Below are 22,721 nucleotides of genomic sequence, written 5' to 3' on the forward strand. Positions count from 1 at the left end.
GCCGCCTCGACCTGCAGCGCGAATTTCAGTGGCGTGCCGCGATGGGCCCGGCTGTGGAGGGCCATGAGCCACCGCTCTTCATGACCGTGGAATGCGCTTGCGTTGCTTCAAGGCTTCGAGGCGTTCGATGAATTCCTTCGGCAGACGCCGGGCTCGCGCGATGTCCAACGCATCACGGTCGCTGAAATCCGCGATGGAGGGATCGGCACCCGCATCGATCAACTGGCTCAGTGTCTTGAGGCGCTGGAGCCTTGCTGCGTAGAAGATGGGCGTTTCGCCATGGGCGCGCAGGTTCAGTTGCGGTCGAGCGTTGAGCAGCGCGCCGCACATCTTTTCGTCGTCGCGCCAGACGGCCGCCCACAGCGAATAGCTGGCGTTGGCGCCGCGCTTGAGCAGCGCCGCGACCAGCGGCATGTTTTCGCCGCGCGCGACGGCGTACCAGAGCGGCGTCGCGCGGAAGTCGCCTTCGTCCTCGTCCATGGGGACCTCGCCTTCGAGGTCGGCGCCGGCCTTGAGCAGCGCTGCCACGGTCTTCAGGCCGTTGGGCTCCATGAGCGGCGGACTGCTGCCGGGCTTGATGGTGCAAGCCTGATGCAACGCGGTGCGGCCCTGCGGGTCGGTGGCCGTGACCAGTTCAGGCGACTGAGACAACGCAGCCGCCACCGAGGCGACGTCCCAGATTTTGGCGGCGGCGAAGAGCGAGGTTTTGGAAGGTGCGCGCATTCAGAGCCTGTCCCAGACCTGCACCAATCCCAGCAGATGGACGATGCCAAAACCAAAGCAGATGGTCGAACTCCAGACCCAGAAGGCGGTAAGACGGCGACGGTCGAAGACGAACAAGGCCAGCGCGGCGAGCCCGCGCACCAGATAGACAGCCGTGATTGCCGGCAGCACGAAGGCCAGCAACGGCAGTGGCCGCAGCACGCCGGCGCCCGACAGCGCATACGCGGCCCAGATGCCCAGCACGCAGGCAATCAGCAAGGTGACGATGGGCGGATACCAATGGCCGGCCGCCGCGCCCGAGGCCATCCGCTCTCCGGCGCCGAAGAAGCGATACCAGGCGGGGCCGCCGAAGACGATGCAGACATGCAGCAGCGCAGCCACGGCGCTGAGGCATGCCGCGAGGATCAGGGGAAGGTTGTAGGTCGCAGGCACAAGGTCTTTCAAAAACTCTGGATGGGGCGAACGACGCGCACCGTGTCGCGTGTCGGTCCGAACGCGCCGTAGCGCACGGGCCGCCCGCTCAGGGCTTCGACGCGTTCGACCCACTCTTGCGGGCTGGCGATGGCGCCGGGTTCGTAAATAGGCTGGGCGCTTTGCAGCAGCCGCGTCAACGCGTGTTGATGATCGAGGTCGTGCGCGACATCGCTGCACGGCAACGAGGTGAGGATCGAACCGTCCGGCGAACGATGGCTGCTGCACCAGCGCAAGCCCGCGCCGTCGATCGCATCGAGATGGCTCGCCACCAATCCGTCGAGCGGCCCGACGGCATCGAGCGCATGGCGCAGCAGCACCGCGTCGGGATGGCCGCGCCGGAACACGCCCTGCCAGCCTTCGTCGGCGTTGTGCGGCTCGGCCAGTCGCGCATCGAGCGCATGGTCGTGCGTGGGCAGCGGGCCCGAGCCGTGGCGCGTGAGGTAGCTGCGCAGCACGCCGAGATGCTGCACGGGTGATGTGATGCCCGCGTCGTGCAGCACGGCTTCCACGGCTGCGGTGGAAATGGTGCTCCAGGTGGTGTGCGGATGAAAGCCGCGCCACTCATCGAGCAGCACGCCCTGTGCGCCCTCGAACACCACGGTGCCGGAGCGTGCGAGCCGTTGCCCGATCGCGTCTGCGCTGGCGGGTGGCGACTGTCGCAGGCATGGGGCCACGGCGTCGAGCCAGCGTGCGGCGAGCGAATCGTCGTCGAGCATGGCCAGCTCCTGCGCCGCATCGGCGTGCGATGGCAACGCATCGATGCCGGCGAACTCGCGGTGCAGCGAGACGCGCGAAGCCTCCAGCTTGTCGAGCGCGCGCACAGGATTCTTCAGGTCACCGTAGTGCAGCGTGTCACCAGGGGCAGCGAATGCCTGTCGCACCGTCTCACCCACGCCCACACCGCAACTGCCATGCGCCCGCGCCCCTCGCGCCCATTCGCGCAGACGGCCCGCCGCCTGATGAAAGGGCGTCGTCACCCGGCAGCGCGCATCGACCAGCAACCGCGAAAAGGCGTCGTGCACGCCCACGCGCCGCAGCGCTTCTTCCTCGATGCGCAACGCGGTCGGATGCACCACCACCGGGCTCGCGAGCACCGTCGCCACGCCCGCATGAAAACTGCCGGCGCCGAATTGGGAAAAAGTGTGGTGGCGGCCATCGGCCAGCACCACGTTGTGTCCGGCCTGCGCGCCACCGTTGAAGCGCACCACCGTGTGGGCCTGCCATGCGGCACACAGATAGTCGGTGTACAGGCCCTTGCCGCAATCCCCGAAGCCGAGGCCGAGCAGCGAGACGTAGCGCGTCGTCACACGGCGTCGATCAACCGAACAGCCGCTTCCACCACGAAGAGCGCGTGCCCGATGCCGCAGCGGTGGCCACGGCCGGCGGCGCGCGGCGCGGTGCCGTGGGGTCGAGCAGCGCGGCATAGCCGTCGAGCGCATGCAGCACACCGCCCACGCGCTCCTTGGCCATGCCGGTAGCGCTCATCACCTTGGCCAGGCCGTCGAGGTTGGGCACTGCCTTCTCGGTCAATGCGACGATGCCGGCGGCCACCGCGCAGGCGTCGTCGGGCGAATCCATGCAGATGACGTGATCGCCCAGCAGCTCGCGCCAGCGCGGTTCGCAGCGGCGGCGGCGTTGCGCGTCGGGGATCAGGAAGAACAGGTTGGTCGTTTCGGCCGCGGCGGCGATGACTTCCTCGATGGGAATGTCTTCATCGAGCTTTTCGCCGATCAGGCCTTCGATCTGGTGCCGTGAGACGGCCGGGTACGGCAGCTCGTCGCCGGTCACGAACAGGTAGCCGCGCTTCTTGCGCTTGACCCAGCAGTCCATGTCGGTGTGCTGCGCCATCACGTAGAAGGCCAGCTCGTAGCTTTCTTCGCCGGAGCCGCCGCCACCGCCTTCGAGGTAGCTCCAGGTGAGCCACTGGTCCATGAGGCTGGCGGTCGACTCGAACTGGCCGACCTGCAGCGGCGCGTGGTCGGAGGTCGCATCGCCGATGGCCATGAACATCAGTTGCGGGTCTGCCACGCCGCAGTCGGTCAGCAGCTTCATGAAGGTGGGCAGCTCGCGGCGCGCCAGAGTCTGCGGGATGTCGCCCATCGAGCCGGTGACGTCGAGTGCGAACACGATGCCCAGCGAGTTGGGGTGGTCGGCGTTGTCGCGCGACTCGCGCACCTTCAAACCCTTGGGGTTCATCAGCGCGTGCGTGGCACGCTGCGTGAAGACCTCGGCACCGGGCTTGGCGGCGCGGTCGGCAATCAGCGCCGTGTGAGCGGCGTGCGAGTAGTTTCCGTAGCCCATGGGGGTGCTCCTTGAGGATTGATTCTTCAGGCGCCGACGCGCGGCGCGGGATCGAAATGAACGAACTGCGGCGCGCCGAAGGCTTCGCGCGACGCGGTGGAGAGCGATTGCTCGATGCCCTGCGCGCCAAGGCGTGCGCAGGTGGCGGCGTCTTCACTGCACTGGCGCAGCAAGGTGGCAAGCGGTGCGGGCGTGTGCGCGCCCAGCCCCGGCTCGCCGGCCGCGCCGCCGTGCAGCAGCGCGCGCACGGTCCAGGCGGTTTGCATCAGGTCGCGTGCCACGGCCGCAGCATGTGCGGATGCGGAGGCCTGTTGCGCGCGCGACCAGCCGATGATCAGCACGCCGTGATCGCGCGGATGCACGAGCGCATGCGCGGGCGACAGGTCGCGGTGCGTCCAGCCGGCGCCATGCACGAAGGCCAGCACTTCGAGCATGCGGCGCCAGATCCAGACGGCATGGCGCGCATCGATGCCCTGCGGGTTGGCCTGCAGCACATCCTGCAGGCTGCCCCAGAAGCCGGTCGGGTGGCGCAGCACCAGCGCCTGCCGTGCGCCATCGCCCAGGCCTTCGGCCACACCCACGCCCAGCGGCTGCGGCAGCCGGCGTGTGAAGTAGGCAGCACCCGCCACCGACAGCGCCTGCAAAGCCTGCAGCACGACGCCTTCGCGCGCGAGCACGCCGTTGGCGGCCGAGTCGCGCGCCAGCTTGAACGTGACGCGCTCGGGCAGCGCGCCCAACCGTTCGGCGAGCAGCACTTCGCTGTGCTCGCCGGTGGCCAGCGGTGCCAGCACGCGGTAGCGCGACTCACGCCACGTCAGGATGCGACCGCCGGCCACGTCGGCATTGGCCCGGCGCAGCGCGGCACGAAAGCTCTCGCGCTCGACCGTCTCCTCGCCGCGCGTGATCGTGGCGCCGCAGTAGCTGCAGTTGACGGTGCGCCAGCGCGCGGCGCGCGGCAGCGGTGCGGAACATTGAGGGCAGCTCAGGGCGAGCAGCGACAGCATGCCCGGCCTCAGTCTTCTTCGCGCGCGGCGGGGTCAGGCGACGCCAGCACGCGGTCGATGCGACGGCCTTCGAGCGTGACGATCTCGAAGCACCAACCCGCGCAGTCGATGTGCTCGCCCACCTCGGGCAGATGGCCGGACACCGACATCAGCAGGCCCGCCACCGTGTTGTAGCGCCCGCGCTCTTCGTCGGGCAGCTCGCGGATGCCGAGCCGCGCGCGCAGCTCGGACACCGGCATCAGGCCATCCAGCTCCCACACGCCGTCGGGTCGCTGGCGCGCCCAGGCGTCAGTCTGCATGCCGGGCTGCAGTTCGCCGGTGATGGCTTCGAGCAGGTCGCGCGGGGTCATGAGGCCCTGCACCACGCCGTATTCGTCGACCACGAAGACCAGGCGGCCGGCGCGCGCGCGGAACTGCTCCAGCAGCTCCATGCCGGTGAGCGTCTCGGGCACGAACACGGCGGGCGTGGCTTCCTGGCCCAGCACGCCAGGGTATGCAGCGCCCAGGCGCAACAGGTGCGCCACGCTGATCACGCCGACCACGTCATCCAGCGAATTGCGGCATACGGGGTACCAGGAATGCACGAGGTTGAGCGCCGCCGCATCCGCCACCTTCTGCAGCGCCTGCGACACGGAGTTGGACGCGTCGAGCCATTCGATGTCGGCCCGCGGGACCATCAGCGACGACAGGCGCCTGTCATCCAGGTGAAACACATTGCGCACCATCTGGTGCTCATGGTGTTCGATGACGCCGGCGTCCACGCCTTCTTCGAGGCTGGCCGAGATTTCTTCCTCGGTCACCGAACGGGCCGCGTTGGCGTCGATGCGCAGCAGCCGCAGCATGGTGGCCGTGGCACCCGCCAGCAGCCACACGAAGGGCTTGGCCGCCTTGGCCAGCCCGCGCATCGGGCGCGACACGAAGCGGGCCACCGGCTCGGGGTAGAGCTGGCCGATGCGCTTGGGCACCAGCTCGCCGAAGATGATCGTGAAGAAAGTGATGCAGGTCACCACCACCGCGGTGGAGGCAATGCTCGCGGTGCCCGCGCCCATGCCGACGCTTTCCATCCACACCGCGAGCGGCGCAGCGAAGGCGGCCTCGCCGACGATGCCGCTGAGCATGCCGATGGAGGTGATGCCGATCTGCACCGTCGAGAGGAATTGCGTGGGCGATTCCATCAACTTGAGCGCGGCTTCGGCGCCGGTGTCTCCCGTTTCGGCCAGGGCCGCGAGGCGTGCGCGCCGGCTGGTGGAAAGGGCCATTTCGGACATTGCGAACGCCGCATTGAGCGTGGTCAGCAAGGCCAGCAGGAAAACATCCATGAACGGGGGGAGAGAATGAAGGAATGTCACTTTACTTGATCGGCGACGTCCAGGGCTGCGACCCTGCCCTCCAACGGCTGCTCAACGAGATCGCGTTCTCGCCCAGCCGCGACACCATCGTGCTGCTCGGCGACCTCGTGAACCGGGGCCCCGATTCGGCCGCCGTGCTGCGGCGCGTGCAGGGTTACGGAGGCTCGGCGCTGAGCCTGCTGGGCAATCACGACCTGCACCTGCTGGGCGTGGCGCACGGGGCGCGCAAGGCCGGCCGCAAAGACACGCTGGCCGATCTGCTGGCCGCGCCCGACAGCGAGGCGATGCTCGACTGGGTGCGTCAGCAGCACATGGCGCTGCACATGCAGATCGGCCAGGGCGAGAAGGCGGGCGACCTGCTGATGGTTCATGCGGGGGTGTTGCCGCAGTGGACGGTGGGCGACACGCTGGTGCTGGCGGCCGAGGTCGAATCGGTGCTGCGCGGGCCGGCATTGGGCGATTTCCTGCTCACCATGTACGGCAACGAGCCTGATGAATGGCGCGACACGCTGACGGGCAACGCGCGGCTGCGCGCCATCGTGAACGCCCTGACGCGCCTGCGCTTTTGCACGGCCGATGGCGTGATGGAGTTCGAGGCCAAGGACAGTGCGGCCACTGCACCTGAGGGCTTCATGCCCTGGTTCGACGTGCCCGGCCGCAAGACCGCCAAGGCCACCGTCGCTTTCGGCCATTGGTCGACGCTGGGCTGGCTCTCGCGGCCCGACCTGCTGTCGACGGACACCGGATGCGTCTGGGGCGGTTGCCTGAGCGCGGTGCGTATCGGCGCGACGCTGGACGAGCGCGAGCTGATCCAGGTGAAGTGCGAGCAGGCGCAAAAGCCCGGGGGCTGAGCAGTTCAGTTCAGAGCGCTGGTGTTCAGGCGCTGTAGTTCAGGGCGAGTGCGTATGACACCGGGTGCTCCCCTCCGCGAATGTCCCCCGCTTCGCTCCTCCTTTATTTCGCTGCGGGGAGCACCCGGTGTCATTCGCACATGGGCACGCTGCTGGTGATCCTGCGATCAATGACCGCTCTGTCCAGCGCTCGCGCCGATACGGGGCTCTTTTTAGCTAAATAAAGGAGGAGCGAAGCGGGGGACATTCGCGAAAAAGAGCACCGTGTCGGCGGGAGTGTCGCCCTGAACAGCAGCAGCGCCCAAACCGTAAACCGTCATCTCATTCAGTGGCAACAGAAGGCAGCCGGAACCTGTCGAGAGCCATGCGCTGCTGCCCCTGCGCATCGAAGTTCGCGGGCGACAACCACCGCTCGAACGCCGTGCGCAACGCCGGCCATTCGCTGTCGATGATCGAGAACCACGCCGCGTCGCGGCTGCGGCCCTTGTAGATGCTGTACTGCCGGAACACGCCCTCGGCCTGAAAGCCCAGACGGGCGGCCGCGCGCTTCGATGGTTCGTTGAAGCTGTCGCACTTCCATTCGTAGCGCCGGTAGCCCAGGGTGTCGAAAGCCAGCTTCATCAGCAGGTACTGCGCTTCGGTGGACATCGGGGTGTGCTTGAGCAGCGGCGAGAAATTGACGTGGCCGACTTCGATCACACCGTTCGCTGCATCGATGCGCATCAACGACAACGTGCCGACCGCACGGCCGCTCTGCCTGTCGATGACGGCGAAGTGCAACGGGTCCGTGCTCTGCGAAAGGCGCTCGATGTGGGCGCGCGTGGCGTTCAGGTCGGCGGGCCGCTCGACGCCCAGGTAAGTCCAATCGCGCCCGTCGGGGGCTTGCGCGTAGGCGGCGTACAGGTCGTCGGCGTGCTTCGCGGCGTTCACTGGTTCGAGCTTGCAATAGCGGCCTTCGATGGGCTCGCGCGGTGGCTGCGGGCAGGCGCTCCATTCGGGCATGAGGGGGCCGAGGGATTGACCGTGTTCGTTGTGGCGGACTGGCATGGAAGGGACTTTCGGAACAAAGGGAACGGCATCGCCGGAGACCTATAAAGTACGCGGAACGTGGCGCCACCGGAAGCACCACGATCAATGCTTTTCATGGTGCCACGCGCATCTGCCCTTTCATGACCGATTCGCCGGACCCCGTTACCACCACGCTGCTCGAAGCCGCCCTTGTGAAAGACCGCGACGCGGGCTCGATGCAGCGCCAGTTGCACGACCGCCTCAAGCGCGCCATCCTCGACGGCAGCCTGGCGCCGGGCAGCCGGTTGCCGGGCTCGCGTGCGCTGGCCGAGGCGCTCTCGATCTCGCGCAACACCGTCACCGCGACCTACGAACACCTGGCCGCCGAAGGCTATGTACAGCCCGACCGGCAGGGCACGCGCGTGACCGAACTGTCGTCGCCCGTACTTCTCGCACGCCCCGCACGCACCGGCAAGCCAGACGCCATGCCGTCCACCGCGCAGCGCCTGCTTCATATCCGGCCCAGCGCACCGCGTGCCGCGATGGATGCGGCCTTGCGGCCCGGCGTGCCCGCGCTGTCGCACTTTCCCATGGCCGCGTGGCGGCGCTCGCTCGACCGCGCGATGCGCAACGCCAGCCCCGCCACGCTCGGCTATGGCGATCCGCTGGGCGAGCCGCAGTTGCGCGCCGCCATCGCGCGGCACCTGGCCATTGCGCGCGGCGTGCGCTGCGAGCCACACCAGGTCGTCATTGCCGAAGGTGCGCAGGAAGCCATCACCCTGTGCGTGCGGCTGCTGTCGAACCCCGGCGAGATCGGCTGGGTCGAAGACCCTGGCTATCGCGGCGTGAAGGCGGCCATGCATGCGGGCGACCTGCGCATCGTGCCGCTGCGGCTCGATGCCGAAGGCCTGTGCGTGAGCGAGCGCGACTGGCAGAAGCACCCGCCCCGGCTGATCTACACCACGCCCTCGCACCAGTACCCGGCCGGCACGGTGCTGAGCATCGCGCGCCGGCTGGCGCTGATCGCGCAGGCGCGCCATCACGGTGCCTGGATCATCGAGGACGACTACGACAGCGAGTTCCGCCACAACGGCGAGCCCATCGGCGCAATGCAGGGGCTGGTGGCGCAGGCACCGGTGCTCTACGTCGGCACCTTCAGCAAGACGATGTTCCCGTCGCTGCGCCTGGGCTTCCTGGTGCTGCCCGAACAGCTCGTGGCCGCCGTGCAGTCGCCGCTGGAAGAAATGCTGCGCGGCGGCCACCGGCACGAGCAACTGGCCATGGCCGACTTCATCGAGAGCGGCCAGTTCAGCCGGCACCTGGGCCGCATGCGGCGGCTGTACCGCGACCGGCAGCAGGCCCTGCGACTGGCGCTGGGCAAGCACTTCAAGGTGCCGCACGAGATCGACGGCGGCCACTGCGGCTTGCACCTGACCGTGCGGCTGCCCGAGCGCTTCGACGACCGCCGGATCGCAGCCGATGCCTTGCGCCATCGCATCGCGCCGTCGGCGCTGTCAGGCTTCGCGATGCAGCCGACGCCTTCGGACAACGGGCTGGTGCTGGGCTATGGCAACACGCCGGCCGAACTCTTTGAGCCGCTGGTCAAGCGGCTGTCGCAGTTGGCGCGCGCGGCCGAACGTGCCTGATCAACCCGCCACGCCGAAGCCGGTGTCGAAGGTGCCCTTCACGTCGAGCGGCTGCTTGATGAGTCCGACCTGCCGGTAGAAGTCCGCCGTGCCCTGCTGGTCGGCGATGACCTGCGCGTCGATGGCCACCCACTTCTGCTGACGGCGCTCGAACTGCAGCTTGGCGGCCTCGGGCGGGATACCGATGATGCGTGCGAGCGCAGCCGAGTAGGCATCGACGTTGCGGTACGACCAGAGCTGTGCCTTCACCACGCGCTGCAGAAAATCCTGCAGCACTGGCCGCTTGGCGGCAATGGCCGCATCGGTCGCCGCGAGGTAGCTCAGCCCCGGCAGCAGCCCGCGCCCGCTGACCAGCACGCGTGCATGGTGGCTGACTTCGGCCAGTGCGGTGTAGGGCTCCCAGGTAGCCCATGCATCGACCGAGCCCTGCGTCAGCGCGAGCTTGGCATCGGCCGGCGCAAGGAAACGGATGTTCACCTCCTCGGGCTTGAGCCCGGCCGCCGTGATGGCCTTGAGCGTGACGTAGTGGCCAATGGAGCCGCGGTTGGTTGCCACGCTCTTGCCCTTGAGGTCGGCCGCATTCTTCAGCGGTGAATCGGGCCGCACCAGCACGGCGGTGCCGTACGAGTCGGACCGGTTCGCGCCGATCGCCTTGACCCGCGTGCCGGCTGCGAGCGCGAAGATCAGCGGCGCGTCGCCGATGGGGCCGGAATCGACCGCTGCTGCGTTCAGCGCCTCGGCCAGCGGCGCGGCAGCCGGGAACTCGGACCACTGGATGTCGTAGCCCAGGCCTTCAAGGCCGCCGGCCGCTTCGAGCAGCGCACGCAGGCCGCCCTTCTGGTCGCCGGCCTTGAGCACGGGCCGCCCCTGCGCGCGTGCCTGCAAGGAAAACGCGGGCAACGCTACGGCGGTGGCAGCGGCAAGACCGTGGGTGATGAGCTGCCTACGCGATCTGTCGAGGTGTTTGTTCATGGGTTCTACGGTGTCGATCAATGGAAAAGGAAATTCAGTGGATGAAACCGCCCTTGACGAAGCGCACGGGCTCCGCGTCCATGCGGGCGATCAGCGCGCCCAGTCCGTCGCCGGTGCCTGTCGCGGTCTTTGAGGGCACAGGCAGGCGCTCGCTGCGGCACAGCAAGTCGTCGTCGGACCAACCCGCCTTGCCGGGCTCGCCACGCGCGCGCAGCCAGCCGTCGCGGTCGGCGATGAGCTGGGTGCCGTCGAGCTGGTCGGTGCCGGCGATCAGCGCCAGCGCCTCCCATGCGGCGGGCGACTCGGCCACGCAGTCGGCGGAGGTCGACGCGTGCGACGACGGCGGCCTCAGCACCACGGTCACCAGCCTCGGATCTTCTGACGGCGCAACGTTGCCGGCCACGATGCGCAGCCGCTGCCCTCGCCAGCTCGCGAGCTGGCGCAGCGGCTTGACGCCGCATCGCACCGCCATGTCGGGCAGGCCGATGGGCTGCGGCCAGTTGCCGAGCGCACGCAGGCTCTGGCCCGCACCCTGCGCCTTCATGAAATCGACCAGGGCCCAAGCGTCGGCCTCGTCCAGCTTGCCGCCGAAGCCGGGCATCGTGAACTTGCCTTGCTGCGCTTCGCGCGTGCCGTGAAGAATGCGCCAGAGCAAGTCACCATCAGCACGCCGCCACAGCAGCGGTCCGCTGAGGTTGGGCGGCCACACGGCCAGCGAAGCTGCGAGCGGGCCTTCGCCCTTGCCGTCCACGCCGTGGCAGGCGACACAGTGCTGGTCATAGAGCGCCCGCCCCTGCGCGATGGATGCGGCAGTGAAGCCCGTGGGCGACTGCTGAAAGCTCGTGGGTGTCGCAGGCACCAGCACCACGCGCGCCTCGGGCCAGGGCGCTGCGATCAGCAGCATCGGCACCAGCGCGAGAAAGTAGAGGCGCGGACGCCGCCAGAACACGGCAAGCAGCAGCGCGAGCACCGCCACGGCGACGAACACCAGCGTCCACGCCAAGCTGCGTGCTTGCCCCAGGTCGATCAGCAGGTTCTCGCCCGACAGCCGATGCGCCCACGGCCACGCTGGCTGTCCGTGCACCCGCGTCGCGAGCCCCAGCGCATCGAGCACGCGCAGCAACTGCAATTGCGCGCCCTGTAGCAGGCCGATCAGCAGGTTGAGCCAATCGGCCTCGGGCGTGCTGTTCATGTCACCAGGTGGCGTCGAGCCCCAGGTGCTTCAATGCTTCGTGGCGCAGCTCGGCCAGTCGCGCATGTCCACGGTGGCGCGGATACGGCAGGTCGACCACGATCTCGGCCGCGATGCGCGCCGGCCGGTCGCTCAGCACGATCACTCGGTTGGCAAGGAACAGCGCTTCTTCCACGTCGTGCGTGACCAGCAGCGCAGAGAAGCCCGCACGCTGCCACAGGTTGACCAACTCGCTCTGCATCGCGATGCGCGTGAGCGAGTCGAGCTTGCCAAGCGGCTCGTCGAGCACCAGCAGTTGCGGGTCGTTGACCAATGCGCGCGCCAGCGCCACGCGCTGCGCCATGCCGCCCGAGAGCTGATGCGGAAAGGCTTTCGCGAAATCGGTCAGGCCCACGAGCTTGAGCGCCTCATCGACACGCCCACGCTGCGCCTTGAGCACGCCGCGTGCCTGCAGGCCCAGCGCCACGTTGTCCCACACGCTGCGCCAGGGGTAGAGCGTCGGGTCCTGGAAGACGACGATGCGTGATGGGTCGGGCCGCGTGATCTGCACGTCGTCCTGCGTGATGCGGCCGGCCGTGGCGGGTTCGAGGCCGGCCACCAGCCGCAACAGCGTTGACTTGCCGCAGCCGCTCGGCCCCAGCAGCGCGACGAACTCGCCCGGTTTCACGGTCAGGTCGATGTCATCGAGCACCTGCAGCGGCCCCGCCGGCACATCGAACCAGTGGCTCACACCGCGAATGTCGATGTGCGCGCCGGCCTTGCGAACGCTGGGCTCGGCGGCGGTGACGGCGTCTACCATTTCACGGTTCCCTTCTGCCACGACAGCACGCGGTCGCGCACCTTGAAGAGCAGCGTGATCAGGCCCGAGCACAGCACGGCCATGACGATCAGCGCGGCGTACATGTTCGAGTACGAGGCCCAGCCCTGCGCCCACGACAGGTAGAAGCCCAACCCGGCCTTCACGCCCATCATCTCTGCGGTAACGAGCACCGAGAAGGCCGCGCCCAGCCCCATGAACAGGCCGACGAACACCTGGGGCAAGGCCGCAGGAATCGCCACGCGCAGCACCAGGAAACGCTCGCTCGCGCCCATGGTGCGTGCCACGTCGTAGTAGTTGCGATTGACAGTCGCCACGCCCGACCACGTGAGCACCGCCACCGGAAAGCCCGTGGCCAGCGCAATCAGGAACACGGCCGCCGCATAGCTGGACGGAAAGAAGAAGAACGCCAGCGGCAGCAGCGCCGAGGCCGGCACCGGGCCGACGAAGCGCAGCACCGGATGCACCCAGTAACCCGCGATGCGCGACCAGCCAATGGTCACGCCCGTCAGAAAGCCGGCGAGTGCGCCCAGCACGAAGCCGTGGGCGAGCAGCCGGGTCGAATGCAGCAGGCTTTCACCGAGGCGGCGCCAATCGTCGATGTAGGTCTCGACCAGGCTTTGCGGCGGCGCGAAGAAAGGCGTAGGCAGCAAGGCGAGCTTGGCGGTCGCGATCTCCCAGATGGCGAACAGCACGGGCAGCGCGATGAGCCACGGCCCGGCGGGCCGCAGTACGCGCGCAACGCGGCCGGCGCGCGCACCGAGCAGCGCGACGGCCAGCAGCAACGCGCCGACGACGATGGCGGCGATGCCGAACTCGTCGGTGTAGGCCCAGTCGCTGAAGCCGACGGCCTTGTTGGGCCAGTAGACCGTGAGCAGGCCCAAGGCGAACCATGCGACGGCGGCGGCGAAGCCGCTGCGCCACGCGGGCAAGGCCGTAGAGATGCGGTGCTGCAGCGTCGAAGCGGGGGCCTGTGCGCGTGCGGGCGCCGCAGCCCCCACCCTGGCCTTCCCCCGGAAGGGGAGGGAATCGAAGCCCAGCGCGGGGTCGGGCGTACTCATGCCAGCGGGTCGTAAGACACGTGCTCGGCGAAGCGCGCGGGGTCGGTCGTCTTCTTCAGCACGCCGACGCTGCGGAAATCGCGCGCATAGAACTCCACCTCGTCGCGCAGGTTCTTGCCCAGCGGATGGTGGTTGTGCGTGAGCGTGCCCAGCAGCGCGCGCAGGTCTTCAACCGGCACGTTGGGCGAGTACTTGGCGAAGAGCTTGGCCGATTCGTTCGGGTTCTCGGCCACGTAGTCCGAGGCCTGCGCAATGGAACGCACGAGCGAAGCCACCGTCGCCTTGTCCTTGCGCACAAGTTCGCCGCGCGCGCCAACGATGCAGCAGACTTTGTCCTTGTACTCGCCCGAGAGGTTGCTCGCGACTTCGACGAACACGCCCTTGTTGCGCTTCTCGATCAGGTAGACATTGGGGTCGCCGTCGGCAACGGCGTGGATCTCGCCCTTCTTCACCGCAATGTCGAGCAGGTCGGCCGGGTACTGGCGCCAGGTGACGTCGCGGTCGGCGTCGACGCCGTTCTTCGCGAGCAGGATCGAGAAGAAATTCTTGCCCGGGCTCGCGATGTCCGACACGCCGATGATCTTGCCCTTGAGGCTGGCGATGTCGGTCACGCCCGCGCTCTTGGCACCCACCAGCCGCACGCAGCCGCCGTGCGAGCTGCCGACGATCTTCACGTCGAAGCCCGCTTCCAGCGGCTTGAGCCAGCGGTGGATCATGCCGACCGCCGCATCGGCCTTGGCCGTGGCCAGCGACTCCAGCAACTGGTCGGTCGAGCCGGTGTAGTTGATCAGGTCCACCTGCAGGCCGTTGCGCTCGAAGTACCCGCGCTCCTGCGCCACCACCACGGGCGAGAGGCAGAAGGCCGCCGCGTTCCATGCAAAGGTGAGCTTGCGGGACTGCTGCGAGAAAGCCTGCGAGGCGATCAGGCCGCCCGAGGCGACCACGGCGGCGGCGCCGCCAGCGCGCAGCACGCTGCGGCGGGTAAGGGATGCGTTCATCGACAACTCCGGACGTTTTTTTGGGGATCAGAGCAGCAGCTCGGGCTCGGCTTCGACCAGGCCTTCGTACAGGCTGTCAAAGGAATGGATGGCCCCCTCCGGGCCGCCGATCTGGCTGTGTGTGTGGCGCGCGGTGGCCTCGTCGATGGGCTGCGGCTTGCCGGCGGCCTCGGCCAGCAGTTGCGTGTGGCAGGCGTTGTCGAGCGCGATGTACCACCACGCGGCGGCCTCCACCGTCGGGCCCGCCGTCAGGATGCCGTGGTTCTTGAGGATCGCGCCCTTGCGGTCGCCCACCATGCCGGTGAAATCGTCGAACAGCGCCACGTCCTCATGGAACACGCAGCTGTCCTGCGTGATCGTGTCGAGCTTGCGGCCCAGGGTGGACCAGGCCTTGCCGTAGGTCGAATGCGTGTGGGCGGCGGCAACGATCTTCGGGTTGTGCTCGTGGATCGCGGCATGGATGGCGAAGGCGGCCTTGTTCAGCGGCCTGTCGCCGATGACGGTCTCGCCCTTTGCGTTGACGAGCAGCAGGTCGGACACCTTGATGCGCGAGAAGTGGATGCCCAGCGGGTTGACCCAGAAGTGGTCGGTCAGCTCGGGGTCGCGCGCGGTGATGTGGCCGGCCAGGCCTTGTGCGAAGCCGAAGCGGGCGAACAGGCGGAAGGCGCCGGCCAGGCGCTCTTGCCGGTGACGGCGTTCGGCCTGCACGCTGGTGCGCGGGGGGGTGGGGTCGAACCAGTACTTCTGCTGGGGGTTCGGGTTGAGCTTCAGCGGCTGGGGGGCGTTGCGGTCGATGGAAAGAACGGCGCTCATGGGGATTCCTCGTGTTCGGTTTCTTGGTTTTTCTCCTTCCCCCTCTGGGGGAAGGTTGGGATGGGGGCACGCGCGGCCTTCGAGGCTGCGCGGCATTGAATGCCGCTTGCCCCCACCCCTGCCCTCCCCCAGAGGGGGAGGGAGAAAGACGGAATCAGGCAGCCTTGCGAACGGAGGCAGCGCGCTGCGCGACCAACTCGCGCGTGCGCGGAATCAGCTCATGGCCATAGTCCGTCGCGTCTTCCAGCGGATCGAAGCCACGAATCAGGAAGGTGGTCACGCCAAGGTCGTAGTAGTCGAGCAGCGCATCAGCCACCTGCTCGGGCGTGCCGACCAGCGCGGTGCTGTTCGAGCGACCGCCAATCTCCTGCGCCACCGCGGTCCACAGGCGCTTGTCCACACGCGGCCCCTTGTCGGCAGCGGCCAGCAGGCGCTTCGCGCCTTCGCTCTGCTGCGGCCCGCCGCGGTTGTAGCCCTGCACCACGCGCAGGCGTTTCGTCTCGGCCAGGATGTTCTCGGCGCGCGCCCATGCGTCCTCTTCGGTCTCGGCCAGGATCGGGCGGAACGACACCGAGAAGCGCACGCTGCGTCCGTGCTTGGCCGCCTCGGCGCGCACCCGCGTGGTCAGCTCGCGCGCCTGGTCGAGCGATTCGCCCCACAGCGCATACACGTCGGCGTACTTGCCGGCGACCGGAATCGCGGCTTCCGACGCGCCGCCGAAGTACACCGGCACATGCGGCTTGCCGTTGCGCGTCTGCAGCGGCTTCACTTCGGAAAACGCGTTCTGGAAGCGGTAGTGCGCGCCTTCGTGATCGAAAGGCTTCTCGGCGGCCCACACCTTGTGCAGCACGTCGAGGTATTCGTCGGTGCGGGCATAGCGCTGGTCGTGGTCGAGCCAATCGCCGTCGCGCCGCTGCTCCTCGTCGGAGCCGCCCGAGATGTAGTGCACGCCGAGCCGGCCGCCGCTGAACTGGTCGAGCGAAGCGAACTGCCGCGCCGCCAGCGTGGGCGACACGAAACCCGGGCGGTGCGCGAGCATGAAGTGAATGCGCTCGGTGACCGAAGCCGCATAGGCCACTGTGAGCGTGGCGTCGGGGCCGGTCGAATGGTGTGGCACCAGCACGCGGTCGAAGCCGGCGTTCTCGTGCGCCTGCGCGAAGGCACGCACGTAGTCGCGGTCGATGGCCGGGCCTTTGGCGGCGTGGATCTCCGAGACCTTCTGGCCCTGGATCATGCCGATGAATTCAACGTCGTTCTGGCTCATAGCGATGTCCTCTTTGTCAATTGGCGAAGGTGTGATGCGGGTTCATTGCGGGAACACCGCAGAACCGGCTTTGCCGGGCTGCAGGTGTTGCCCCCGGCGAGGGGGTTGGAGAAGCGACACGAAGTGCGCGAAGCCTGGGGGTGGACATGTCTACAGCACGCTCTCGAAGCTGCGGTCCCACAGGGGCTTCACGTCGGCGGGGCCGTCGAGCACGCCGATCTTCAGGAAGGTGTCGGCCACGTCCTGGTGGCTGCGCACCACGGCATCGCTCACGGGGCCCAGGCTGTAGTCGCCGCTGCGGCCGTTGAACAGCTCGACGATGTCGCCGACGGGCACGCGCGTCTCGGCCGCCTGCGCACGCGCATAGGCCAGGAAGTTGCCGTTGATCCACGCGAAGGAACGCTGCAGGCGCTGCAGCAGGTCGCTCAATGCCGCGCGGCGCAGCGCGTCGTCGAGCGCGCGCGGGTTGGCATAGATCGGGAAGTTGCCCGAGAGATAGCCAACACCCGTCTTGATGATTCGTGCGCCGTACTGAGTGCGCGCGATCTGGCCGTTGTAGCCATAGATGGCCCAGGCATCGAGATCGCCACGCGCGAAGGCCGAGAGGCCATCGGAAGGCGTCAGGCTCACGGCCTGGATGTCGTTGAACGAAAGCCCTGCCTCGGCCAGCTGCTTGGCCAGGTAGTAGTGCGAGGTGGTGGCGCGCACATAGCCCACGCGCTTGCCCTTGAAGTCGGCAATGCTGCGGATCGGCGAATCCTTGCGCGCCAGCGTGGCCTGGTTGTTCAGGTCTTCATGCGTCACGGCCACGAGCCGCACGCTGGACTTCTGGCGCGCCGCGAACACCGGCGGAATCTCGCTGCCCGAGCCCAGGTCGAGCGCGTCGCCATTGATGGCCTCGATGTGCAGCACGCCGTTGTTCAGTTCGCGCCAGTCGATCTTGTAGGGCGTGTTCGCCTGCCCCGAGGCCTGGAGCAGCGGCCGCCAGAGCCCCTTGTAGGTGCCCACGCGCAGCGTCACACCCGACAGGTCGCGCGATGGCGTGGCCGCACCGGCCCACCCTGCGGTCGCTGCGGCGCCCCATGCCGCGGCGGCTTGCAGCAGGCTGCGTCGGTCGAGGGAGAAATCCGGTTTCATGCGTTGAGTTCTTTCTTCTTCCTGCTTCGGGAGTCACGAGACCGTAACGAGAGGGCCGCCGAAAGCGAACGCAGAAAAACGAGTTTGGATATGCGGGATGCATCGTTTTCCAGGCTCCGGCAGCCCGTTACCGTGCGGGGACCATGAGTGCACTCCCCTTGCGCCGCGCGCCGGCCACGACTGAAGAACAACATCTGCCCGCCACCGTCGACGATTCGGTGCTGGCGCACCTGTCGGCGCAATTCACCGCCACCGCGGCCGACCATGACCGCAGCGGCGCTTTTCCCCGCGAGAACTTCGCGGCGCTGCAGGCGCACGGACTCATCGGCCTGGTGGCGCCGGCCACGCATGGCGGCGGTGGCGCCACGCTCGCGACGGCCAGACGCGTGATCGCCGCCGTGGCGCGCGGCGAGCCGGCCACGGCGCTGATCCTCACCATGACCTATCTGCAGCACCACGCACTGACGCGCAACGACAGCCGCTGGCCGCCGCACCTGCGCGAGCGGGTGACGCGCGACGCGGTGGAGCGCGGTGCGCTCATCAACTCGCTGCGCGTGGAGCCAGCGCTCGGCTCACCCGCCAGGGGCGGCCTGCCCGGCACCGTCGCCCGACGCGAGAGCAACGGCTGGAAGATCGACGGCCACAAGCTCTACACCACCGGCATCGAAGGCCTGGCATGGCTCGCCGTGTGGGCCCGCACCGACGAAGCCTCGCCCCGTACCGGCGTGTTCCTGGTGCCGCGCCATGCGCCCGGCGTGCGCGTGATCGCGAGCTGGGACCACCTGGGCCTGCGCGCTTCGGGCAGCCATGAAGTGATGTTCGAGAACGTGACCATCGACCTCGACCATGCCGTCGACCTGCGCGCGCCGGCCGACTGGGCGCCCGATGCCGGCAGCCAGACCGACATCGACGCCCACGCCACGCAGCAGGCCTGGATGGTGGTGCTGCTCGGCAGCCTCTACGACGCGGTGGCCCGCGCCGCACGCGACTGGCTGGTCGGCTTCCTGAACAGTCGCGCGCCCGGCAGCCTGGGCGCGCCGCTCGCGAGCCTGCCGCGCGTGCAGGAGCACGTGGGCGAGATCGAGGCGCTGCTGCGCACCAACCGCGTGCTGCTCGACGATGCGGCCAGCACCGTCGACCACGGCCACGCACAACCAGCCGCCGACAGCGGACTGCTGAAGTACAGCGTGACGGGCAACGCCATCCGCGTGGTCGAACTCGCCCTGCAACTGAGCGGCAACCACGGCCTGACGCGGCAGAACCCGCTGGAGCGCCACTACCGCGACGTGCTGTGCAGCCGCATCCACACGCCGCAGAACGATGCGGTCCTGATCGCAGCGGGCAAGCGCGCGCTGCTGGCTGCGGGAGCTGCCGCATGACCGACCTGCTGTTCTCCAAAGCCTCTCGCCGAAGCTGGCTGAAGCAAGGCGCCGCGCTGTCGCTGGCCGCCGCCGGCTCGTTGCGCGCCTTCGCACAACCACAGATCACGCAGACCACGCTGATCCTCGGCGACCAGGCGGGCGGCCTGCGCTCGCTGTTCGAAGCCTCGAAGACGCTGGACGGCGCGCCCTTCTCCTACCGCTGGGCCAACTTCCAGGGCGCGGCGCCACTGTTCGAGGCACAGCGCAGCGCGGCGGTCGACACCGCCATGGCCGGTGACCTGCCGGTGCTGGCCGCGGCCGTCGGCAAGACACCACTCAAGATCGTGGCCACGCGCGTCGGCAAAGCCGATTCGCTGGGCATCGTGGTGCAGCCCGACTCACCACTGCGCAGCGTGGCCGAGCTGCGCGGCAAGACGGTGATCGTCTCGTCCGCGCGCGGCAGCATCTCGCAATACCAGCTCTACGGCGCGCTCGAAGAAGCCGGCGTGCGGCGCGACGAAGTGACGGTGAAGTTCGTGCTGCCGACCGATGCAGCGGCAGCATTTGCCTCGAAGCAGATCGACGCCTGGGCCATCTTCGATCCGTACTACGCGATCGCGCTGCAGCAAGGCGGCCGCATCCTGCGCGACGGGCGCGGCATCAACACCGCGCTGGGCTTCATCACGGCGAGCGAGCATTCGCTGGCCGATCCGGCCAAGCGCGCAGCCATCGTGCAGTTTCTCGACCGGCTGTGCCGCGCGGGCGACTGGGCGCTGGCCAATCCCGAGGCCTACGCGCAGGCCTACGGCCAGCTCACGCGGCTGCCGATCGAGTCGTCGCGCATCATCACCGCGCGCGCCTCGGTGGCGGGCCGGCCAGTGAGTGAAGCGGACATCGTCGCGCTGCAGGCCGTGGCCGATCGCTCCGCACGCGACGGCATCCTGCCGGTGCGAATCGACGTGCGCGCGATCACCGACACGCAGCTCTGGAAACGCGCGGCGTGACCGCGCCGTCTTCGATCGCGCCGCTGCGCGAATTCGTCGGCGCCTTCGGCCGGCTGCTCGACAGCGCGCCTGAAGAATCTCGCGTCCTCGCTGAAGGCGACACGCTGCTGCGCACGCTGGTCGCGCGCGACGACTGGCTGCCCGATGCCTTTGCCCAGCCCGACCCGGCGCGCTACCAGCAGTTCCTGCTGCACGCGGACAGCACCGAGCGTTTTTCGGTCGTCAGCTTTGTCTGGGGGCCGGGGCAGGCCACGCCGGTGCACGACCACACGGTGTGGGGGCTGATCGGCATGCTGCGCGGCGCGGAATACAGCCAGGGCTATGTCTTCGGCAGCGACGGCATTGCACAGCCTCATGGCGAAGCGGTGCGGCTGGACGCAGGCGATGTGGAAGCCGTGTCGCCCACCGTCGGCGACCTGCACCGCGTGCACAACGCGCACGCGGACCGCGTATCGATCAGCATCCATGTCTACGGCGCGAATATCGGCGCCGTGCGGCGGCATACTTACCCGACGGAGGGTGGCCGCAAGCCCTTTGTCTCCGGATACTCCAACACGCTGCTCCCCAACCTGTGGGATCGCTCCGCCGAACTCAGATCGACAACGCCTGAATGACGACTGCCACCTTTCCCCTTCTCTCTTTCACCGCCGTGCGCGAGCGCCTCATTGCCCGCGAAGAAATCGCCCTGCTCGATGTGCGCGAGGAAGACCCGTTCGCGCAGGAGCATCCGCTGTGGGCCGCGAACCTGGCGCTGTCGCGCATCGAGATCGAAGCTTGGCGGCGCATTCCGCGGCGGGACACGCTGATCGTTCTGTACGGCGCGCACGACGGCTTCGATCTGGCGCCGCTGGCGGCGAAGACGCTGGCCTCGCTCGGCTACACCAACGTGCACCTGCTCGAAGGCGGCCTCGAAGGCTGGCGCGCGGCGGGCGGCGAGCTGTTCCGCGACGTGAACGTGCCGAGCAAATCCTTCGGCGAACTGGTCGAGCACGAGCGGCACACGCCCTCGCTCTCCGCGCCCGAAGTGAAGGCGCTGGTCGATGGCAAGGCCAATGTGGTGGTGCTCGATGCGCGCCGCTTCGACGAATACCAGACGATGAGCATTCCCTCGGCCACCAGCGTGCCCGGCGCGGAACTGGTGCTGCGCGTGCGCGAGCTGGCGCCTGATCCGGCCACGCAAGTGATCGTGAACTGCGCAGGTCGCACGCGCAGCATCATCGGCACGCAGTCGCTGGTGAATGCAGGCATTCCGAACCCGGTGGCTGCGCTGCGCAACGGCACCATCGGCTGGAAGCTGGCGGGGCAGGTGCTGGACCATGGGGCCGATCGGCAGGCGCCGGCGGCGGTGTCCGACGCGCACCGCGCGCAGGCGCAGGCCGATGCACGGCGCGTGGCCGATCGCGCGGGAGTACGGCGCATTGCACTCGACGCGTTGCAGGCGCTCGAAGCGCCGGGCCGCACGGTGTACCGCTTCGACGTTCGCACGCCCGAGGAATATGCGGCGGGCCATCTGCCGGGCTTTGCGAGCGCACCCGGTGGGCAGCTTGTGCAGGAAACCGACCATCAAGTGCCGGTGCGCGGCGCGCGCATCGTGCTGGTCGACGACGATGGCGTGCGGGCATCGATGAGCGCGTCGTGGCTCGCGCAGATGGGCTGGGAGGTCTACGTGCTGGACGCAGTGCCTGCGGCTTCGGCGTTGACCGAAACAGCAGTCCCGGTGCCTGCCCATCCGCCTGTTGCCGCTGTCGTGGGAGAGATCGCGCCGGTTGAACTCGCAGCCTTGCTGAAGCAACCCGGCACGGCCGTGATCGACGTGACCACCAGCGCCAACTACGCGAAGCGCCACGTCCCCGGCGCCTGGTACGTGATCCGCGCGCAACTCATTCAGGCGCTGGATGCCGTCATTCCGTTGGCGCAGCGCTATGTGCTGACCTGCGGCAGCAGCCTGCTCGCGCGCTACGCCGCGGCGGACCTGCGCACGCTGCTCGATGCGCGCGGCAAGGGCGATGTCGAAGTGCAGGTGCTGAATGGCGGCAACGCGGCGTGGTTTGCTGCGGGCCTTGAGATCGAGTCAGGCGAAACACGGCTGGCCACACCACGCACCGATCGCTACCGCCGCCCCTACGAAGGCACCGATGCACCGGCCGAGGCGATGCAGGCTTATCTGGATTGGGAGTACGGCCTTGTCGCGCAGTTGGGACGCGACGGAACGCATCACTTCAACGTGATCTGACGACAGCGCGAAAGCAGTTTGAAAGACTGAAAAGACACCGGCCTGCAACGGGCCGGTGACACTGTTTCGCCCGGGTAAAGGCCGTCATCCCCCGATGAAACGGGGCGTTGCTTGAGGACATCGATAACAACTTGTCCCAGGAGCATCGCCATGATGAGATTCCCTGTTCTCGCCATTTCTGCCGCCGCGCTGGCGGCTGCACTCACCGGCTGCGTGGTCGCACCCGCGCAACCCATGTATGCGGCACCTCCGGGCGTGGCGTATGTCTCGCCGACCTATGTGTCGCCCGGCATCGGCTTCGTGTGGGCCTATCACCCGCGCTATGGCTGGGGCTGGCATCACCCGCGGTACGGCTGGCACCGCGGTTGGAGGTGATTGAACTCGCCCCCAGGCTGCGCGCACTTCGTGTCGCTGCGCCAACCCCCTATCGGGGGCAACACCTGAGGCCCGGCAGAGCCGGTTCCTCGGTGTTTCTGGAAGGATTGCCGGATGCCGCGGCTTCGCGCGACATCG

22 protein-coding genes are annotated in these 22,721 nt (G+C 68.3%); 7 read left to right on the forward strand and 15 right to left on the reverse strand.

All coding sequences use genetic code 11. The features are described from left to right. Positions 1-78 precede the first annotated feature (78 nt). Genes H7F35_RS02615 through H7F35_RS02640 form a run of 6 tightly spaced genes read right to left on the reverse strand, consistent with a single transcriptional unit; the run spans position 79 to position 5,821 of the window. The gene (locus H7F35_RS02615; RefSeq protein ID WP_187111435.1) at positions 79-723 is read right to left on the reverse strand and encodes an ankyrin repeat domain-containing protein; all 645 of its coding nucleotides are present in this window, start codon (positions 721-723) and stop codon (positions 79-81) included. Next, complete coding sequence (locus H7F35_RS02620) at positions 724-1,155, reverse strand: hypothetical protein (protein ID WP_187111436.1); 432 nt, start codon at positions 1,153-1,155, stop codon at positions 724-726. It lies immediately after the preceding gene. 8 nt (positions 1,156-1,163) lie between these two features. Beyond that, the gene (locus H7F35_RS02625; RefSeq protein ID WP_261803497.1) at positions 1,164-2,504 is read right to left on the reverse strand and encodes an adenylosuccinate synthetase; all 1,341 of its coding nucleotides are present in this window, start codon (positions 2,502-2,504) and stop codon (positions 1,164-1,166) included. A 10-nt stretch (positions 2,505-2,514) separates the two neighbouring features. Continuing rightward, a complete protein-coding gene (locus H7F35_RS02630; RefSeq protein WP_187111437.1) occupies positions 2,515-3,498 on the reverse strand; it encodes a VWA domain-containing protein in 984 nt (327 codons plus the stop codon). Between the two features lie 26 nt (positions 3,499-3,524). Continuing rightward, positions 3,525-4,502: a lipopolysaccharide kinase InaA family protein gene (locus H7F35_RS02635; RefSeq protein ID WP_187111438.1), complete on the reverse strand. Its 978-nt coding sequence runs from the start codon at positions 4,500-4,502 to the stop codon at positions 3,525-3,527. 8 nt (positions 4,503-4,510) lie between these two features. Next, entirely contained in the window at positions 4,511-5,821 is a 1,311-nt protein-coding gene (locus H7F35_RS02640; RefSeq protein ID WP_187111439.1) for a hemolysin family protein, read from the reverse strand. A 23-nt stretch (positions 5,822-5,844) separates the two neighbouring features. Here H7F35_RS02640 and H7F35_RS02645 point away from each other — a divergent pair, with 23 nt between their 5' ends. Beyond that, complete coding sequence (locus H7F35_RS02645; protein WP_187111440.1) at positions 5,845-6,702, forward strand: symmetrical bis(5'-nucleosyl)-tetraphosphatase; 858 nt, start codon at positions 5,845-5,847, stop codon at positions 6,700-6,702. A gap of 321 nt (positions 6,703-7,023) precedes the next feature. On the opposite strand, the gene H7F35_RS02650 is transcribed toward H7F35_RS02645, so the two are convergent. After that, complete coding sequence (locus H7F35_RS02650) at positions 7,024-7,749, reverse strand: GNAT family N-acetyltransferase (protein ID WP_187111441.1); 726 nt, start codon at positions 7,747-7,749, stop codon at positions 7,024-7,026. Between the two features lie 122 nt (positions 7,750-7,871). Here H7F35_RS02650 and H7F35_RS02655 point away from each other — a divergent pair, with 122 nt between their 5' ends. Next, positions 7,872-9,356 carry a PLP-dependent aminotransferase family protein gene (locus H7F35_RS02655; RefSeq protein ID WP_187111442.1) on the forward strand — a complete coding sequence of 495 codons (1,485 nt, stop codon included), beginning with the start codon at positions 7,872-7,874 and terminating at the stop codon, positions 9,354-9,356. Here H7F35_RS02655 and H7F35_RS02660 read toward each other — a convergent pair whose 3' ends face one another. From H7F35_RS02660 to H7F35_RS02695, 8 genes are all read right to left on the reverse strand, one after another. Beyond that, positions 9,357-10,328, reverse strand: coding sequence for an ABC transporter substrate-binding protein (locus tag H7F35_RS02660; protein ID WP_187111443.1), 972 nt, complete (start codon positions 10,326-10,328; stop codon positions 9,357-9,359). Between the two features lie 34 nt (positions 10,329-10,362). Further along, positions 10,363-11,520 carry a c-type cytochrome gene (locus H7F35_RS02665; protein WP_187111444.1) on the reverse strand — a complete coding sequence of 386 codons (1,158 nt, stop codon included), beginning with the start codon at positions 11,518-11,520 and terminating at the stop codon, positions 10,363-10,365. A 1-nt stretch (position 11,521) separates the two neighbouring features. Further along, positions 11,522-12,319: an ABC transporter ATP-binding protein gene (locus tag H7F35_RS02670; RefSeq protein WP_187111445.1), complete on the reverse strand. Its 798-nt coding sequence runs from the start codon at positions 12,317-12,319 to the stop codon at positions 11,522-11,524. Then, complete coding sequence (locus H7F35_RS02675; protein ID WP_187111446.1) at positions 12,313-13,398, reverse strand: ABC transporter permease; 1,086 nt, start codon at positions 13,396-13,398, stop codon at positions 12,313-12,315. Before H7F35_RS02675 ends, H7F35_RS02670 begins: the two co-directional genes overlap by 7 nt. Further along, positions 13,395-14,396 (reverse strand): ABC transporter substrate-binding protein, encoded by a 1,002-nt coding sequence (locus H7F35_RS02680; RefSeq protein WP_187111447.1) that lies wholly within the window; start codon positions 14,394-14,396, stop codon positions 13,395-13,397. The genes H7F35_RS02675 and H7F35_RS02680 overlap by 4 nt, the downstream gene beginning before the upstream one ends. Positions 14,397-14,423: 27 nt before the next feature. Continuing rightward, positions 14,424-15,209: a class II aldolase/adducin family protein gene (locus H7F35_RS02685; protein ID WP_187111448.1), complete on the reverse strand. Its 786-nt coding sequence runs from the start codon at positions 15,207-15,209 to the stop codon at positions 14,424-14,426. A gap of 154 nt (positions 15,210-15,363) precedes the next feature. Beyond that, positions 15,364-16,473, reverse strand: coding sequence for an LLM class flavin-dependent oxidoreductase (locus H7F35_RS02690; RefSeq protein WP_187111449.1), 1,110 nt, complete (start codon positions 16,471-16,473; stop codon positions 15,364-15,366). 150 nt (positions 16,474-16,623) lie between these two features. After that, positions 16,624-17,610 (reverse strand): ABC transporter substrate-binding protein, encoded by a 987-nt coding sequence (locus H7F35_RS02695; protein WP_187111450.1) that lies wholly within the window; start codon positions 17,608-17,610, stop codon positions 16,624-16,626. A 143-nt stretch (positions 17,611-17,753) separates the two neighbouring features. On the opposite strand from H7F35_RS02695, the gene H7F35_RS02700 reads away from it, so the two are divergent. From H7F35_RS02700 to H7F35_RS02720, 5 genes are all read left to right on the forward strand, one after another. After that, on the forward strand, positions 17,754-18,989 hold the full coding sequence (locus H7F35_RS02700; RefSeq protein ID WP_187111451.1) for an acyl-CoA dehydrogenase family protein: 1,236 nt from the start codon (positions 17,754-17,756) through the stop codon (positions 18,987-18,989). Beyond that, on the forward strand, positions 18,986-19,975 hold the full coding sequence (locus H7F35_RS02705; RefSeq protein ID WP_187111452.1) for an ABC transporter substrate-binding protein: 990 nt from the start codon (positions 18,986-18,988) through the stop codon (positions 19,973-19,975). Before H7F35_RS02700 ends, H7F35_RS02705 begins: the two co-directional genes overlap by 4 nt. Then, a complete protein-coding gene (locus tag H7F35_RS02710; protein WP_187111453.1) occupies positions 19,972-20,589 on the forward strand; it encodes a cysteine dioxygenase in 618 nt (205 codons plus the stop codon). The genes H7F35_RS02705 and H7F35_RS02710 overlap by 4 nt, the downstream gene beginning before the upstream one ends. Further along, positions 20,586-22,208, forward strand: coding sequence for a rhodanese-related sulfurtransferase (locus H7F35_RS02715; RefSeq protein ID WP_187111454.1), 1,623 nt, complete (start codon positions 20,586-20,588; stop codon positions 22,206-22,208). Before H7F35_RS02710 ends, H7F35_RS02715 begins: the two co-directional genes overlap by 4 nt. A 153-nt stretch (positions 22,209-22,361) precedes the next feature. After that, a complete protein-coding gene (locus tag H7F35_RS02720) occupies positions 22,362-22,583 on the forward strand; it encodes a hypothetical protein (RefSeq protein WP_187114105.1) in 222 nt (73 codons plus the stop codon). Positions 22,584-22,721: the final 138 nt, after the last annotated feature.

The organism is Variovorax sp. PAMC26660 (genome assembly GCF_014302995.1).
Taxonomy (GTDB): domain Bacteria; phylum Pseudomonadota; class Gammaproteobacteria; order Burkholderiales; family Burkholderiaceae_C; genus Variovorax.